The sequence below is a fragment of the Streptomyces albipurpureus genome (genome assembly GCF_023701525.1).
GTDB lineage: Bacteria > Actinomycetota > Actinomycetes > Streptomycetales > Streptomycetaceae > Streptomyces > Streptomyces albipurpureus.
In genome coordinates this window covers 206,008-222,166 of sequence record NZ_JAMQAW010000006.1, presented here as the reverse complement: position 1 = coordinate 222,166, position 16,159 = coordinate 206,008, and the positions used below count along the sequence as shown (strand labels likewise).

Annotated in this window: 15 protein-coding genes; 9 read left to right on the top strand and 6 right to left on the bottom strand. The window is 67.7% G+C overall.

What is annotated here, in order from left to right:
* Positions 1-13 precede the first annotated feature (13 nt).
* From NBG84_RS06070 to NBG84_RS06055, 4 genes are all read left to right on the top strand, one after another.
* Positions 14-931, top strand: coding sequence for a F0F1 ATP synthase subunit gamma (locus NBG84_RS06070; protein WP_250918233.1), 918 nt, complete (start codon positions 14-16; stop codon positions 929-931).
* A complete protein-coding gene (atpD, locus tag NBG84_RS06065; RefSeq protein ID WP_250918232.1) occupies positions 931-2,373 on the top strand; it encodes a F0F1 ATP synthase subunit beta in 1,443 nt (480 codons plus the stop codon). The genes NBG84_RS06070 and atpD overlap by 1 nt, the downstream gene beginning before the upstream one ends.
* Before the next feature lie 112 nt (positions 2,374-2,485).
* The gene (locus tag NBG84_RS06060) at positions 2,486-2,869 is read left to right on the top strand and encodes a F0F1 ATP synthase subunit epsilon (RefSeq protein ID WP_250918231.1); all 384 of its coding nucleotides are present in this window, start codon (positions 2,486-2,488) and stop codon (positions 2,867-2,869) included.
* A gap of 137 nt (positions 2,870-3,006) precedes the next feature.
* Entirely contained in the window at positions 3,007-3,456 is a 450-nt protein-coding gene (locus NBG84_RS06055) for a DUF2550 domain-containing protein (protein WP_250918431.1), read from the top strand.
* Positions 3,457-4,025: 569 nt separating this feature from the next.
* Here the strand turns inward: NBG84_RS06055 and NBG84_RS06050 are convergent.
* From NBG84_RS06050 to NBG84_RS06040, 3 genes are all read right to left on the bottom strand, one after another.
* Positions 4,026-5,852 (bottom strand): glycosyl hydrolase family 18 protein, encoded by a 1,827-nt coding sequence (locus NBG84_RS06050; protein WP_250918230.1) that lies wholly within the window; start codon positions 5,850-5,852, stop codon positions 4,026-4,028.
* Between the two features lie 200 nt (positions 5,853-6,052).
* On the bottom strand, positions 6,053-6,742 hold the full coding sequence (locus NBG84_RS06045) for a response regulator (RefSeq protein WP_250918229.1): 690 nt from the start codon (positions 6,740-6,742) through the stop codon (positions 6,053-6,055).
* Positions 6,739-7,944, bottom strand: coding sequence for a sensor histidine kinase (locus NBG84_RS06040; protein WP_250918228.1), 1,206 nt, complete (start codon positions 7,942-7,944; stop codon positions 6,739-6,741). Before NBG84_RS06040 ends, NBG84_RS06045 begins: the two co-directional genes overlap by 4 nt.
* A 151-nt stretch (positions 7,945-8,095) precedes the next feature.
* Between NBG84_RS06040 and NBG84_RS06035 the strand changes: the two genes are divergently transcribed.
* Positions 8,096-8,674, top strand: coding sequence for a hypothetical protein (locus NBG84_RS06035; protein WP_250918227.1), 579 nt, complete (start codon positions 8,096-8,098; stop codon positions 8,672-8,674).
* Between the two features lie 90 nt (positions 8,675-8,764).
* Here NBG84_RS06035 and NBG84_RS06030 read toward each other — a convergent pair whose 3' ends face one another.
* From NBG84_RS06030 to NBG84_RS06020, 3 genes are read right to left on the bottom strand one after another with little or no spacing between them, the layout of a single operon-like run.
* Positions 8,765-9,337, bottom strand: coding sequence for a cob(I)yrinic acid a,c-diamide adenosyltransferase (locus tag NBG84_RS06030; RefSeq protein WP_250918226.1), 573 nt, complete (start codon positions 9,335-9,337; stop codon positions 8,765-8,767).
* Between the two features lie 48 nt (positions 9,338-9,385).
* Complete coding sequence (locus tag NBG84_RS06025; protein ID WP_250918225.1) at positions 9,386-10,135, bottom strand: ABC transporter permease; 750 nt, start codon at positions 10,133-10,135, stop codon at positions 9,386-9,388.
* A 9-nt stretch (positions 10,136-10,144) separates the two neighbouring features.
* Positions 10,145-10,927, bottom strand: coding sequence for an ABC transporter ATP-binding protein (locus tag NBG84_RS06020; RefSeq protein ID WP_250918224.1), 783 nt, complete (start codon positions 10,925-10,927; stop codon positions 10,145-10,147).
* A 79-nt stretch (positions 10,928-11,006) separates the two neighbouring features.
* Between NBG84_RS06020 and NBG84_RS06015 the strand changes: the two genes are divergently transcribed.
* The 4 genes from NBG84_RS06015 (at position 11,007) to NBG84_RS06000 (ending at position 16,153) form a co-directional block, all read left to right on the top strand.
* Positions 11,007-11,648: a TetR/AcrR family transcriptional regulator gene (locus tag NBG84_RS06015; protein ID WP_250918223.1), complete on the top strand. Its 642-nt coding sequence runs from the start codon at positions 11,007-11,009 to the stop codon at positions 11,646-11,648.
* 127 nt (positions 11,649-11,775) lie between these two features.
* Positions 11,776-12,624, top strand: coding sequence for a 3-hydroxyacyl-CoA dehydrogenase family protein (locus NBG84_RS06010; protein WP_250918222.1), 849 nt, complete (start codon positions 11,776-11,778; stop codon positions 12,622-12,624).
* Positions 12,625-12,839: 215 nt separating this feature from the next.
* Positions 12,840-13,163, top strand: a complete 324-nt coding sequence (locus NBG84_RS06005) for an STAS domain-containing protein (RefSeq protein WP_250918221.1) — start codon at positions 12,840-12,842, stop codon at positions 13,161-13,163.
* A gap of 464 nt (positions 13,164-13,627) precedes the next feature.
* Positions 13,628-16,153 carry an ATP-binding protein gene (locus tag NBG84_RS06000; RefSeq protein WP_250918220.1) on the top strand — a complete coding sequence of 842 codons (2,526 nt, stop codon included), beginning with the start codon at positions 13,628-13,630 and terminating at the stop codon, positions 16,151-16,153.
* Positions 16,154-16,159 lie beyond the last annotated feature (6 nt).

The window sequence follows — 16,159 nt, the reverse complement described above, 5'->3', positions numbered from 1 at the left end:
AGGGACCTGACTCATGGGAGCCCAGCTCCGGGTCTACAAGCGTCGCATCAAATCCGTCACCGCGACCAAGAAGATCACCAAGGCGATGGAGATGATCGCCGCCTCGCGTATCGTCAAGGCACAGCGCCAGGTGTCGGCCTCCACTCCGTACGCGACCGAGCTCACCCGCGCGGTGACGGCGGTGGCGACCGGATCGAATACGAAGCACCCCCTCACCACCGAGGCCGAGAACCCGGTGCGGGCCGCTGTACTGCTCATCACGAGCGACCGCGGTCTGGCCGGTGGCTACTCCGCCAACGCCATCAAGGCGGCGGAGCAGCTCACCGACCGGCTCCGGGCCGAGGGCAAGGAGGTCGACAGCTACATCGTCGGCCGCAAGGGTGTCTCGTACTACGGCTTCCGTGAGCGCAAGGTCGCGGAGTCGTGGTCCGGGTTCACCGACAACCCGACCTACGCGGACGCCAAGAAGGTCGCCGACCCGCTGATCGCCGCGGTCCAGAAGGACACGGCCGAGGGTGGTGTGGATGAGCTCCACATCGTCTTCACCGAGTTCATCTCGATGCTGACGCAGACACCGGTGCAGAACCGGCTGCTGCCGCTCAGCCTTGAGAAGGCCGTCGAAGAGAGCGGGACCAAGGGCGAGATCCTGCCCCTGTTCGACTTCGAGCCGTCGGCGGAGGACGTCCTCGACGCCCTGCTGCCGCGCTATGTCGAAAGCCGGATCTACAACGCGCTGCTCCAGGCGGCTGCCTCCAAGCACGCCGCCACCCGTCGCGCGATGAAGTCGGCCACCGACAACGCCGGAGAGCTGATCAAGAGCCTCTCCCGGCTTGCCAACGCGGCCCGCCAGGCCGAAATCACCCAGGAAATCAGCGAGATCGTCGGTGGAGCCAGTGCCCTGGCCGACGCGACCGCGGGGAGTGACAAGTAATGACGACGACAGTTGAGACGGCCGTTGCCACGGGCCGCGTCGCCCGGGTCATCGGCCCGGTCGTCGACGTGGAATTCCCCGTCGACGCGATGCCGGAGATCTACAACGCGCTGACCGTCGAGGTGGCCGACCCGGCCGAGGACGGAAAGCTCAAGACCCTGACCCTTGAGGTCGCCCAGCACCTCGGTGAGGGCGTGGTCCGTGCGATCTCGATGCAGCCCACCGACGGTCTGGTCCGCCAGGCCCCGGTGACCAACACGGGTGCGGGCATCACCGTGCCCGTCGGTGACTTCACCAAGGGCAAGGTGTTCAACACCCTCGGTGAGGTGCTGAACGTCCCCGAGGCCAACAACGAGGTCACCGAGCGCTGGCCGATCCACCGCAAGGCCCCCAGCTTTGACCAGCTGGAGTCCAAGACGGAGATGTTCGAGACCGGCATCAAGGTCATCGACCTGCTCACCCCGTACGTCAAGGGTGGAAAGATCGGTCTGTTCGGTGGTGCCGGTGTCGGCAAGACCGTGCTGATCCAGGAAATGATCTACCGCGTCGCCAACAACCACGACGGTGTGTCGGTGTTCGCGGGCGTCGGTGAGCGTACCCGTGAGGGCAACGACCTCATCGACGAGATGAGCGAGTCGGGCGTTATCGACAAGACCGCCCTGGTCTTCGGTCAGATGGACGAGCCCCCGGGCACCCGTCTGCGCGTCGCCCTCGCGGGTCTGACCATGGCGGAGTACTTCCGCGATGTGCAGAAGCAGGACGTGCTCTTCTTCATCGACAACATCTTCCGGTACACCCAGGCCGGTTCCGAGGTGTCCACCCTGCTCGGCCGTATGCCGTCCGCGGTGGGTTACCAGCCGAACCTGGCGGACGAGATGGGCCTCCTCCAGGAGCGCATCACCTCGACCCGTGGTCACTCGATCACCTCGATGCAGGCGATCTACGTCCCCGCGGACGACCTGACCGACCCGGCCCCGGCCACCACCTTCGCCCACCTCGACGCGACGACGGTTCTCTCCCGTCCGATCTCGGAGAAGGGCATCTACCCGGCCGTGGACCCGCTGGACTCCACGTCCCGCATCCTGGACCCGCGCTACATCACGCAGGAGCACTACGACGCCGCCACGCGCGTCAAGGGAATCCTGCAGAAGTACAAGGACCTCCAGGACATCATCTCGATCCTCGGTATCGACGAGCTGAGCGAAGAGGACAAGATCGCCGTCCTCCGTGCCCGTCGCGTGGAGCGCTTCCTGTCGCAGAACACCCACGTCGCCAAGCAGTTCACCGGCGTGGACGGTTCGGACGTGCCGCTCGATGAGTCGATCACCGCGTTCAACGCGATCTGTGACGGTGAGTACGACCACTTCCCCGAGCAGGCGTTCTTCATGTGCGGTGGCATTGAGGACCTCAAGGCCAACGCCAAGGAGCTGGGCGTCTCCTGAGTCCCTTGACTCTTGAAGGGGGGCGGGTCCGTCCCGTCCCCCTTCGCAAGCCCTATTAGACTTTGACCCAACACCCGGCATCATCGCCGGGTGGTGACCCGAGGAGCCACCCTTGGCTGCTGAGCTGCATGTCGAGCTGGTCGCCGCCGACCGAAAGGTCTGGTCCGGCGAGGCCACCCTGGTCGTCGCGCGCACCACGTCCGGCGACATCGGCGTCATGCCCGGTCACCAGCCGCTGCTCGGTGTGCTGGAATCGGGCCCGGTGACGATCCGTACCACCTCCGAGGACGGGGGCGGGACGGTTGTCGCCGCTGTGCACGGCGGTTTCATCTCCTTCGCCGACAACAAGCTGTCGCTGCTGGCGGAGATCGCCGAGCTGGCCGACGAGATCGATGCCCAGCGCGCTGAGCGTGCGCTGGAGCGCGCGCAGTCGGAGGAGGACGCCGCCGCCGAGCGGCGTGCCGACATCCGACTGCGTGCGGTGGCGGTGCGCTAGCACTCCGCCAACAGTCGAACCCTCAGCCGCGGCCCGGTCTGGACTCGTCCAGACCGTGTCGCGGCTGAGGCGATGCAGGTGCGATGAGAAGTTCGTTTGACTACAAGGACGAGCACGATGCGAGGAGGTCGGTGGAGATGTTCCTCGCAGTGCTGGTGAGCGTCCTGGCCGTCGTCACACTGGTGGGGATCGGCCTTTTTGTCTTTGGTCTGCGCCGACGGCTTATCCAGCGTTCCGGCGGCACCTTTGACTGCAGCCTCCGCTGGAACCTGCCCGAGGAGCCCGATGTCTCGGGCAAGGGCTGGGTGTACGGAGTGGCCCGCTACAGCGGTGACCGGATCATGTGGTTCCGGGTGTTCTCCTATGCGCCCAGGCCCCGTCGTGTCCTTGAGCGCTCGGCGATCGAGGTGATCGCCCGACGTACGCCCGAGGGCGAGGAGGAGCTGGCGCTGCTCTCCGACGCCGTTGTGCTCGGTTGCCTCCATCGAGGAACCCGCCTGGAGCTGGCCATGAGCGAGGATGCGCTGACCGGATTCCTCGCCTGGTTGGAAGCGGCCCCGCCCGGCCAGCGGGTCAATGTGGCGTAGCACAGGCATGGGGCCCGGGGGCGAGGGGCTCTGAAGGTTGCGTGGTGGGGCGTTGTCCGCGAGGGCAACGCCCTTTGTGCTGCCCGGAGCGAGCTGGTGCTGCCCTTCCCTTGAGAGGGAACGGCCAGCGCGTCCGGCGTCGGCCGGGGCTTCACGGCCTCGGTGTCCTGCCCTGCCCTCGCCAAGACGCCGCCGCGTTGACGGCGCCCGTGCCGTGGCTGTGCCGACGCTACGTCAACGGCGGTCGGTACGGGTGGTCATGGTCGGCGGACTGCCCGGGGTCCTTGGCCGCGGTCGTGAGACCTGCGTCGCGCCCAGAACACGCGGGAAGGGGTCCACTGCCCGCGGGTCGGCGCCCCTGGGGCGGTGGCGTGGCCCCTGCCCGGACGTACGCTTCCGGCCGGAAGCGGCTTTCGACCGGCCCGCGCCGAAGCCTTGACCGGTGCGGGGGCGGTAGCTCGTAGGGGCGGAGACCGGGTACGCCGAAGGGGCCGGGAGATGGTTCTCCCGGCCCCTTCTCTGTGCAGTGTTGCGTTGTGCTGTGCAGTGCTGAGCGGTGGTGCTAGTGGCTACTGGAGGCCGGTGTGAACCGCGTTGGCGAGTTCACCGTTGGTGGTGTCACCACTGAACTCCCAGTAGAAGGCGCCACCCAGGTTCTGCTGCTTGGCCCAGGCCATCTTCGAACCGATGGTCGCCGGGGTGTCGTAGCTCCACCAGTTGGTGCCGCAGTGGGCGTAGGCGGTGCCGCCGACGGTCCCGGTGGACGGGCAGGTGTTCTTGAGGACCTTGTAGTCCTCGTTGCCGGGCTCGTAGGTACCAGGCGCAGCGCCGGTGGCGGTGCCACCCGGTGCGGCCTGGGTCACTCCGGTCCAGCCGCGGCCGTAGAAGCCGACACCGAGCAGGAGCTTGCTCGCCGGCACGCCCTTCGCCTTGAACTTGGCGATGGCCTCAGCCGAGGTGAACTTCGGCTTCGGGATGCCGGGGTACGCGTTCAGCGCTGAGTGCGGAGCCGTCGGGCCCTTTGCGTCCCAGGAGCCGAAGAAGTCGTACGTCATCACGTTGTACCAGTCGAGGTACTGCGCGGCGCCGCCGTAGTCGGCCGCGTCGATCTTGCCGCCGTCAGAGGCGTCAGCGGTGGTGGCCGCGGTGATCAGGTAGTTCGGGCCGAACTTGGCCCGCATGGCCTTCATCATGTTGGTGATGGACGCGGGGCCACTGGTGTCACAGGTCAGACCACAGGCGTTGGGGTACTCCCAGTCCAGGTCGATGCCATCGAAGACATTCGCCCAGCGCGGGTCCTCAACCAGGTCGTAGCAGGACTGCGCGAACGCGGTGGGGTTGGCAACGGCCTGGCCGAAGCCGCCGGACCAGGTCCAACCGCCGAAGGAGAAGAGGACCTTGATGTGGGGGTACTTCTTCTTCAGCTTCAGGAGCTGGTTGAAGCTACCGCGCAGCGGCTGGTCCCAGGTGTCAGCGACACCGTCGACGGACTTGTCGGCGCTGTACGCCATGTCGTAGTCCGAGTAGGCGTCGCCGATGGTGCAGCGACCGTTCTGGACGTTACCGAAGGCGTAGTTGATGTGGGTGATCTTCGACGCCGTACCGGAGGTGTCCAGGTTCTTCACGAAGTAGTTGCGTCCGTAGACGCCCCAGTTGGTGAAGTAGCCCATCTTCTTCTTGGCACCCGGGTCCGGGTCCGGGTCAGGGACGCCCTTGGTCTTCACCGAGAGGGCCCCGGAGAGCGGGCCGAGCTGGTCGACGCTGTCCCGCGCCTGCACGGTGTAGGCGTAGGTCGTGGCCTTGGTCAGGCCCGTGTCCGTGTGGGTGAGGCCCGTGGTCGTGGCGACCTTGGTCCCGTCCCGGAACACGTCGTAGTTCTTGACCTGCTTGTCGTCCGTGGCCGCGCCCCAGCTGATCTTCGCCTGGGTCTCGGTCAGATCGGCGGCTGAGGAGCTCAGCGCGCCGGGAGCGCTCGGCGGCAGGTCGTCGTTCGGGGTGCCGTCACAGGAAGCGCCGTTGATCTTACAACCGGACGGGGCGCCAGTGCCCTGCCCGTTGAAGCCGAAGGTCACCGAAGCGCCGGGGGCCAGGGTGCCGGCCCAGGACTTGTTCTTGGCGGTCCAGTGGTTGACGACATTGGTGATGTCGGCGTCCCACGAGGAGGTGACCTTGGTGCCAGTGGGGAAGTCCCACTCAAGGGTCCATCCATTGATGGTGGTGGTGCCGGTGTTCTTCACCGTCCACTTGCCCTCGAAGCCGCTGCCCCAGTCGGAGCCCTTGACATAGCTCGCGGAGGCCGAGGTTGCGGCCTGTGCGGGAGTTGCCATGGCGACCATCGCGGCCAGGGGCAGGGCGAGCGCGGTCATTCCCGCGACTATTCGTGATCTTTTAGACATACGTTTTCTCAAGCCGTTGAGTGGTGGGGGTTGAGTGCTCAAGGGTGCTCCTTGGGGAGGTCCGGATAGTGGGGTAGGACCGTGCACTGCGCACTCTGCGTGGCTCACTGCAGCGTGTGTTGCGGTGAGAGTAAAGAGGTCTGGACCAATCGTCAATAGGTCCAGACCAAGGTAGGTCGTCGATGCGGGGGAAATGGGGTCTAGATCCCCAACTCCTGCGCCAGAACGGCCGCCTGGACCCTGCTGCGAAGGTCCAGCTTTCCTAGCAGTCGGCTCACATGCGTTTTCACAGTAGCCTCAGCCATACACAGCCGTACCGCGATTTCCGCATTCGACAGTCCTTGGCTGAGACATGAGAGCACCTCACGCTCCCGCCGGGTGAGCACATCGAGGATCTCGGGATCGCGGGCCCCGGGAGCCCGAGTGGGACTCGGGGCGGCGAACTCGGCGATCAGACGGCGGGTCACAGCCGGTGCGATCAGGCCTTCACCCCGGGCCACCGTACGGACCGCGTCCAGAAGGTCCTTGGCGTCGGTGTTCTTCAGAAGGAATCCAGCGGCACCGGCTCTTAGCGCGCCGAAGATGTACTCGTCAAGGTCAAAGGTAGTTAGAATCAAGACATCCGCAAGATGCTCCTCGACGATCTGACGAGTGGCGGAAACCCCATCGAGACGGGGCATTTGAATGTCCATCAACACCAGATCGGGACGTAGCTCCCGAGCCAGGTGGACCGCTTCCTCCCCGTCCGACGCCTCCGCGATCACCTCGATGTCGGGAGCGCTGCGGAGGATCAGCACCAGCCCCGCCCGTACCGCGCTCTGATCCTCCGCCACCAGCACCCGCACCCGAGCTGGGTGCTGATCACCTTCGCTGCGCGGCTCCTGCGTCATGTCGACGGCTCCTTGTCGTCCCCTACGGGCAGAACCGCCCGTACACACCAGATCTTGGTCTCGCCACCAGGCGGCCCCTCGATCGGACCCGCCTCCAACTCGCCCTCCAGCAGGGCCACCCGCTCCCGCATGCCGACCAGACCGGCCCCCGAACCGGGTGCCCGTGGACCCGGCCTGCTGCTGAAGGGGCTGGTGACCACCACTGTCAGCGCGCTGCCCACCAGATGGGTGAGGGTGATCCGCACCTCACCGGGCCCCGCGTGCTTGAGCGCGTTGGTCAGGGATTCCTGGACGATTCGGTACGCCGCCAACTCCACCGGGGATGGCAGGGTGGCGCCCTCCTCCCTGCGGTCGTCAAGGCTGAAGGCGAGTCCACTGCCGACGCCATGGGTAGCTGCCTGGGTGACCAGGGATTCCAGGCCGGCGAGGGTGGGCGCGACGGAGGACTCCTGGTCGCCACCGCTGTTGCGGAGCAGGCCGATGAGCCGGCGCATCTCCGTCAGTCCCGCGACACTGTTCTCCCGGATGACCCCCAGCGCATCCTCGGTGGTGCGCGGATCGTTGAGGGAGAGCGCGGCCGTGGAGTGGATGGCGATGGCCGAGAGATGGTTGGCGACGACATCATGCAGTTCTCGGGCCATCCGGCTGCGCTCGGCGGTCACCGCCTGCACCCGGTCCATCTCGGCGAGCAGGGCGGTCTGTTCCGCTCGCAACTCGGCCGCGTCGGCCGCCTCCCGATGGTTGCGGATGATGCTTCCGGTGGTGGCTGGTGCCAGGGTGATGAATCCGATGATGACCCCGAGGAGCAGTCCGCCCGGGTCCTGGAACAGGGCGAGAAGCGTGATCGTCGAGGCGACGGTGAAGAGTCCGGTGAGCACCGGGATACGGCGGGCCGCAGTGGGGGAGCCGTAGACGACCGCCGCGTACACCGCGTCCGTGAAGACCACCACCGTGATCAGGCTGCCGACCGTGAACTGGTCGGCGATGAGCGCGGCGGTGGCGATGGGCAGCATGGCGAGCGGCGCCACCCGGCGCAGCAGGGACTGAGCCGAGATCACGGTCAGGGGTACCAGGGTGGTCCAGGCGGGCAGATCACCGCGGCTGGACTGGGTGTAGAGCCCCAGTGACCACAGGAGTACGCCACCGAGGAACGCGCTCACGGCGAGAATCGCATCGTCGCGGTGGAAACGGGGGAAGGTCACCTTCCCATCCAACACGGCGGACGGCACTCAGGGCGTCCTCGCCCCGGGTGAGCTGCGAGTACATCAAAAGATGCAGTGCGACTTCGTCACTGGCGACGACGATCGTCGGCCGGGTCCACGAGACGCTTGAAGCGTTGAAAGGAGTGGGGCCGTGATCGTCACGTTGATCATCATCTGCGAGGTCGGCTTCTGGGTGCTGCTGGCGGCGGGGCTCGCCACCCGCTACATCCTGAAGATGCCGAGGGCGGGCATGGCCCTGCTGCTGTGCGAGCCGCTGCTGGAGATCGTGCTGCTGGTCGTCACGGCGATCGATCTGAAGAACGGCTCGGACCCCAGCTGGAAGCATGGACTGGCCGCCCTCTACATCGGCTACACCGTCGGGCACGGCCATCGCACGATCACGTGGCTGGACGGCCATGCCGCCCACCGGTTCGGGGGCGCTCCGCCGCCCCGGAAGCCGCCCCGGTACGGGAAGGCACGCGCCGCCTACGAGGCCAGGATCTGGGTCGGCACGCTGGTGGGCGCCGCGGTGGCCAGCGGGCTGCTGCTGCTCGCCATCTGGTACGTGGGTGACCCGGCGCGCTCGGGTTCGCTGGAGGGCTGGATCTACCAGGCCTGGAAGATCACCGGTATCCATGGGCTGATCGCCCTGGGCTACACGATCTGGCCGAAGAAGGACCCGGGGGAGCTGAAGCCGGATCGGGAGCCGGTCCGGGTGCGGCGCCCTTGACGGCCTGATCACCTGGTGAGACGGGTGGTCTTCTGAGACGGGTGCCGACTCGGCCGAGTCGGCACCCGTCTCATGTGCTCCTCGCTGGACTCAGCGCTCGCCGCCCGGGACCCACAGCACATCCCCGGTCTCCTTGTTCGCGATCCGCGCCAGAATGAACAGCAGGTCGGAGAGGCGGTTGAGATAGGTCGCCGTCAGCGGGTTCATGGTCTCGCCGTGTGCGTCCAGGGCCGCCCAGGTGGAACGCTCCGCCCGCCGTACGACCGTGCACGCCTGGTGCAGCAGGGCGGCGCCGGGGGTGCCGCCTGGCAGGATGAAGCTGCGCAGTTTCTCCAGTTCCGCGAGGAACTGGTCGCAGTCGTTCTCCAACCGGTCGATGTAGAACTGCTCCACGCGCAGCGGCGGGTACTTGGGGTCCTCCACCACCGGCGTTGAGAGGTCCGCACCCACGTCGAAGAGGTCGTTCTGCACCCGGACGAGGACCGTGACGACGTCATCCCGGAGCTGGCCCAGGGCGATCGCCGTGCCGAGCACGGCATTGGCCTCGTTGGTGTCGGCGTAGGCGGAGATTCGCTGATCGGTTTTGGGGACCCGGCTCATATCGCCGAGGGCGGTGGTGCCCTGGTCGCCGGTACGGGTGTAGATGCGCGTCAGATTGACCATGGGTCCAGCGTAGTTAAGGGCCATCTGCCTGGTATTGCCGGACAGCCCTCAGGCTCCGGTCGTGCGGAAGGCGCGGGTGCCGACCGTCACGGCCAGCACCGCGAACCCGATCGCGACCAGCACCCCGTACAGCATGGAGTCGGTCGTGTACGCACCCACGTAGGCGTCCCGCACGGCATCCACCAGATGACGGAACGGCATGGCGTGCGACAGGCCGTCCAGCCATCCGGGTCCCAGGGTCATCGGCAGCATCAGCCCCGACAGCAGCATGGAGGGCATGACGAACGCGTTGACGGCCGGTCCGAACTCGTGCGGCGTTCGGACCCTCAGCGCCAGTGAGTACGACAGCGAAGCGAGTGAGACGGCGAGCAGTGCGACGAACACCCAGCCGATGAGGATGCCGGCAAGGGGTGCGCGCAGCCCCATCACCAGCGCGGCGAGGACCAGCAGCACGGCTTGGAAGACGAAGAGGGCCGCGTCTCGCAGTACCCGGCCCAGCAGCAGGGCGAGCCGGCTGACGGGGGTCACCCGCATGCGTTCCACCACGCCCTGGCCCTGCTCGACGATGATGGCGAACCCGGCGAAGGAGGCTCCGAAGAGGGAGAGCTGAAGCAGTAGCCCCGGCACCAGCACCTGCCAGGAGTCACCGGTGGAGGCCAGCGGTAACCCGGTGAGCAGGGGCCCGAAGAAGAGCAGGTAGAGCAGCGGCATCAAGACGCCGAAGACGATGTGGAACTTGGAGCGCAGGGTCTGCCGGGCGTACCGCCCGAAGATCAGAGCCGTGTCCTGGAGCAGCATCGGAACTCCTCAGACGGCGACGGGGGCGGTGTGGGCCGGGGTGGGGGTTCGGCCGGTGATCGCGAGGAAGGTGTCCTGGAGGGTGGCTTCGGCCGATCCGGTGTGGTGGAGCTTGAGCGCGCTCGGGGTGCCCTCGGCGACGACCACTCCCCGGTCGACGATGATCAACCGGTCCGCGAGCGCGTCGGCCTCGTCGAGGTAGTGGGTGGTCAGGAAGACGGTGGTGCCGTGCTCGGCGCGCAGCCACCGCACCAGCGCCCAGAGATCGGCCCGACTGCCGGGGTCGAGCCCGGTGGTCGGCTCGTCCAGGAAGAGCACCTCGGGTCGGTGCATCAGCCCCATCGCGATGTCCAGCTTGCGCCGCTGGCCACCGGACAGGGCCCCGGTCGGGCGGTCCATCAGCCCGTCAAGGTCCAGCTCCCGAGCCAACTCCTGTGCTCGGGCCGTCGCATCCGCTGTGGACAGGCGATAGAGCCGACCTTGGGTGATCAGTTCCTCCCGCACGCTGATGTGGGGATCGAGCCCACCGGACTGGGCGACATAGCCACTTCTGCGGCGTACGCCCACGGGATCGCGCACCAGGTCGCAACCGGCGACCGTGGCCGTCCCGCCCGTGGGCGGCAACAGGGTGGTGAGCATCCGAAGGGTGGTGGTCTTGCCGGCTCCGTTGGGGCCGAGGAAACCGATGACCTCGCCGGCGCGGACGGTCAGGTCGATGCCGCGTACGGCCGCCACGGGGCCGGTCTTGGTGCGGAAGGTCCGGGCGAGCCCGGTTGCGCTGATGACTGCCATGACCCAAGAAAAGCAGAGTCACTTAAAGTTTGCAATGACTCTAAAATTTAAGGGAGTCCGGAAAGCTACGATGCGTGCCATGGCCGAGGGACTGAGAGAGCGCAAGAAGCGGCAGACCAGACAGCACATCTCCGACATCGCCACCGGCCTGTTCCTTGAGCGCGGCTTCGACGCGGTCACGATCGCCGAGATCGCGGAGGCGTCCGATGTCTCCGTGAACACCGTCTACAACTACTTCGCCACCAAGGAAGACCTCTTCCTCGACCGCAGCCCGGAGATGGCCCACCGCCTCGCCCGCTGGGTCCGTGGGCGCGGGCCGGGGGAGTCCGCTGCCGCTGCCGTCCTCAGGGAGTTGCGCGCCGAGGTCGAAGGGGTCTCGCCCCGGGTGGGGTTGATGCCGGGATACAAGCGGTTCCTGCTGGTCATCCATGACGCGGCCACCTTGCGCTCCAGGCTGTGGCGCATTCAGCAAGAGGTGCTGGAGAATCTGGAAGCGGTGCTGCGCGAGGAACTGGCCGCCGATCCGGCCGACCCGCGGCCCACGCTGATGGCCGGACAGATCAACTGGGTCTACGAGGCCGCCATGGGCTTCATCGGACGCGAGATGATGGCCGGTCGGACCCCCGAGGACGTCTCCCGAGAGGCGCTCGACCTCCTCGACGGCATCGAGGAACTGCTCAGTGCGAAGGTCCTCAACTACGCCGTCCGAACGACCGAATGACCCGCCTCGGTGTGATGTCCGTCATTTGAGACGTGACGCGCATCTCTTCATGGCCACATGGCCGCTTGTGACCGCTAACCTCCGGCCGAGAGGCGAAATGTAAACGTGTGTTAAGGGGTTGTCGCCAGTGGCCAGGAAACTCGCCGTCATCGGAGCCGGACTCATGGGGGCCGGTATCGCGCAGGTCTCCGCCCAGGCGGGCTGGGACGTGGTCCTGCGCGATATCACCGACGAGGCCCTGACCCGTGGCACCGACGGCATCCGGGCCTCTTACGACAAGTTCGTCAGCAAGGGCAAGCTCGAAGCGGCCTACGCTGAGGCCGCGTTGGCGCGGATCACCACCACCACCGATCTGGACGCCGTCGCCGACGCGGACATCGTGGTCGAGGCGGTCTTCGAGAAGCTGGAAGTCAAGCACGACATCTTCCGCGCCCTCGACAAGATCGTCCGTGCCGACGCGGTGCTCGCCTCCAACACCTCCGCCATCCCCATCACCAAGATCGCGGCGGTGACGGATCGTCCGGAGCGGGTCGTGGGCGCCCACTTCTTCTCGCCCGTACCGATGATGCAGCTGTGCGAACTGGTACGCGGCTACAAGACCAGCGATGAAACCCTCGCCACCACACGTGAGTTCGCCGAGTCCGTGGGTAAGACCTGCATCGTCGTCAACCGCGATGTCGCGGGCTTTGTCACCACCCGTCTGATCTCGGCACTGGTCGTCGAAGCCGCCAAGCTCTACGAGTCGGGGGTGGCCTCGGCCGAGGACATCGACATCGCCTGCAAATTGGGCTTCGGCCATGCCATGGGCCCGCTCGCCACCGCGGATCTCACCGGCGTCGACATCCTGCTCCACGCGACCAGCAACATCTACACCGAGTCACAGGACGAGAAGTTCGCCCCGCCGGAGCTGATGCGCCGGATGGTGGACGCCGGTGACATCGGACGCAAGAGCGGGCAGGGCTTTTACACCCACTGACCGGCCCGTAGGACACCGGGACATCACCCGCAGGGGTGAATTCGGTATCGGTTCGCTTACAACCAGCAACTGGAGCGCCCTTTGGGCAGTCAGTTGGTGAAAGACAAGAACAGTTAAGAACACACAACCATCACAGACAGTGCAGCCAGCGTGAGTGGCGCCAGGGCGGCAGGCGGCATATCCACAGGGCACTGAAGCACTCTCGGGGAGCGCATATGCACATCAGGGGCGACCACGCCGAGCTGGTCGTCGGGGGCCGCCTCGACGTGCGCAGCGCGGCGGACGCCCGCACGGTCCTGCACTCGGCGGTCGATGGCGGATCCGGCGATCTGGTGCTCGATCTGACCGACCTCGACTCCTGGGACGCCACCGGTCTCGGGGTCATCATGGGCGCCCACCGCCGGGCCGGACGCTGCGGCCGACGACTGGTACTGCGCAGCGTGCCACCACAGATGCAGCGTCTGCTGGTGGCCACACGACTGCACCGCATCCTGGCGATCGAAGGCGGCCTGGCCGCTGAATCGCTTCCTCGGGTGTGAATCGAGGCTTGTGCGAGGCCTCCCAGGATCTCCCGGATGTGGGGGATTTGGCCGGATGCCGGGGATGTGAACAAGGCGCGCACCACTGGTGACGCTCCTGCGACCGCGCGGTAACAGCTGTACAACAGCTGTGCGGCTGAAGGCCGGTAGACGGCTCTGAACGGGCCCCCGCGCCAATTCTCATGAGACTGTGACGTCGCGGACGGGGCTGGACCTCGCGGTGGGGGCGATACCCTGCGGGGGTCCGAGGCTCGCTGGCCCCGCCGTTTCACAAGCCCCATCCACAGGGCTCGTACGGCTGGTGAGCGCGCCACAGCGGCAGCCGGGCGGATGACGGGACCGAGAGGTCCTTCGTCTCCGCCTCTGTCGCAGGCTCCGCAGGGACCGTGGCGGAGACGAACCTATGCACAGTGCATTTGGGGGCTTGGACGATGGAGAACGAGAGTTTCGGCGTGGAAGCGGACATGACGCGTCCGCCTCGGGACGCCGCGGCACCTGGCTTTGGACAGTCGGCACCGGCGCTCGCCCGAATGGTCCGACTCGTCTCCGGTGACTTCCTCCTCACCGTCAATCCCGTGGACGGTAGTGAGGTTGAGCTCTGTCCACCGGGAGGCACCCCCGACGGCCTGGAGCGGCTCACCGTTCCCGCTCGACGGACCCCCGCCGAGCGGATCGAGCAGGAGCGCACCACCCGGCCTCCGGCACCGGCGGGTCCCGCCACCCCCCGGCTGCCGCTGCTGGAGCGCGACGAGGAGTGCGCCCGGCTGATACGGATGCTCGCTCGCGGGCGTTCCATACGGGTCACCGGGCCCCCGGGCTCGGGCCGCACCAGCTTGCTGAACACCGTCGCCGGGGAGTGCGCCGACCTGGCGCCCGACGGAGTCATCCGTCTCAACGGCCGTCATCGCACCCCCACCGAGCTCCTGTACGAACTGTTCGCCGCGATTCACCGCACCCCGCGCCAGCGGCCCGACCGGGCCCAACTGAACTCCCAGATAGGGGAGATCGGGGCGGTCGTCATCCTGGACGATCTTGAATTTGATGGTGCGGCACTCGAAGAGTTCCTCGACGCGGCCCCCGAGTGCGCCTTCTTGATGGCGACCACGCCGGACACCGCAGGGCCCCTCTCCGACTCCCGACTCGAGGAGATCATCCTCGTCGGCCTCGGCCGCCCCGCCTCCTTGGAACTACTGCGGCGAACCGTGGACCGGCCACTCACCGAGGACGAGCAGAACTGGGCGGGAGACCTCTGGTTCGAATCAGAGGGTCTGCCGCTGCGCTTCGTCCAGGCGGGCGCACTGCTGCGGCAGGGCGACGCACTGCGTACGGAGATCCACGAAGACCCCGACTCCTTTGAGGCCTTCGCGCCCAGCGGCATGGCCGAGGCCGGTGAGCTACCGCTGCCGACGCTGGGACAGGGCGCCGCCCCCGCCGCGCTGCTGGCCTCCCGGCTGAGCGAGTCCGCCCGTAACGCCCTGCGTTTCGCCGTCTCACTCGGGGGTGAGGTCCCGCACCAGGCGCATCTACCGGCCCTCATCGGCGACACCCACGCGGACTCCGCGATCGGTGAGTTGATGGGCTCCGGACTGCTCTCCCCCGTCGGCGGGCGCTACCGGCTCGCCCCCGGAGTGCTGGTCCAGCTGACGGAGAAGGGGTACGCCGACGAGTCGGCCGGCCGGGCCCGTACCACCGCCCAGCACTACGCCTGGTGGGTTGGGCACCCCTCCGTCACCCCCGAGCGGGCGGTGGCCGAGGCGGACGCCATCCTGGCGACCCTCAGCGCCCTGGTGCCCGGAGCGGAAGCGGCGGAGGCCAGCGCGGCCGTGCTGCTCGCCCGGAGCGCCGCGCCGGCCTTCGCGGCCGGACTGCACTGGGGCGCCTGGGAGCGCGTCCTGCGGATCGGGTCCGAGGCGGCCCGTATCGCCGGTGAGGTCGCCGAAGAGGCGTACTTCCACCATGAGCTGGGTGTCCTCGCGCTCTGCACGGACAGCCTGGAGCGGGCGCGCGCGGAACTGGAAGCCTCGATCGCCATGCGCGGCGCACTCGCCGACAAGCGGGGCACGGTCGCGGGCCGCCGCGCACTCGCGCTCGTCGCCGACCGGGAGAACGGCCTGGCGCCCGCGAGCGCGGTGCCCGTCGCGCCCCGCGGCGTCGAACGGGAGCTCCCCGCGGGCAAGACCCTCCTCGCGCTGCCGCCCGGCCCCGCGGCGCCCGTGGTGCCGGTCGTCGACGCGGTGGCCACGGAGGCCCACACCGAAGAGACAGCGGTGATCCCGCAGGAGACCGTGGTCGCAGCCCCCCTGCCCTCGTACAGCTTCACGGGCGATGACGGCCGCTCCACGTCCCGAGCCCGCTTCGCCATCCTGCGTGGTGCCCGCCGCAATCTGATCGCCGCGGGTGCCGGCGCGGTCGTGGTGGCCGTGCTCGGCACGGTACTGGCGCTGGGCATGGCATCGGACAACCGGGATCAGCCGAGTGTGAACGTCCGCAACGGCCAGTCGGCGAATGTGGACGACCGTCAGGACGGCCTTGAGGCGGATGAGCCGACGCTGCCGGCTGAGGGCGCGTCGGATTCCGACGCGCCGCGTCCCGTCAGTTCTGACACTCGGGGTCCGTCAGCCAGCTCCGGGGCTCCCGGCCCGTCCGCGTCCAGCAGCGCGTCCAGCGGATCGAGCGGCTCCAGCGAGGACCCGTCGTCCAGCACCTCGCAGCCGGCGCAGAGCCCGTCGTCGTCAGGGACGACCAGGCCCTCGCCAGAGCCTTCGTCATCCCAGTCGTCCAGCAAGCCTCCGGGCCCGTCGAACCCCGGTCCTCCGACATCGAACCCGCCGAGCACCAGCACACCGCCCTCCAGCTCCGGCGGTCCCAGGCCGAGCGGGTCGACAGAGATCAGCGCGAGCGCGCCGATCAGCAGTAGCGCACCGGCGAACGGGTCGTCGTCATCGGTGTCCGCCCCGACGCCGCCCGACTCGTCAGGCCCGGTCATCTGAACGGGC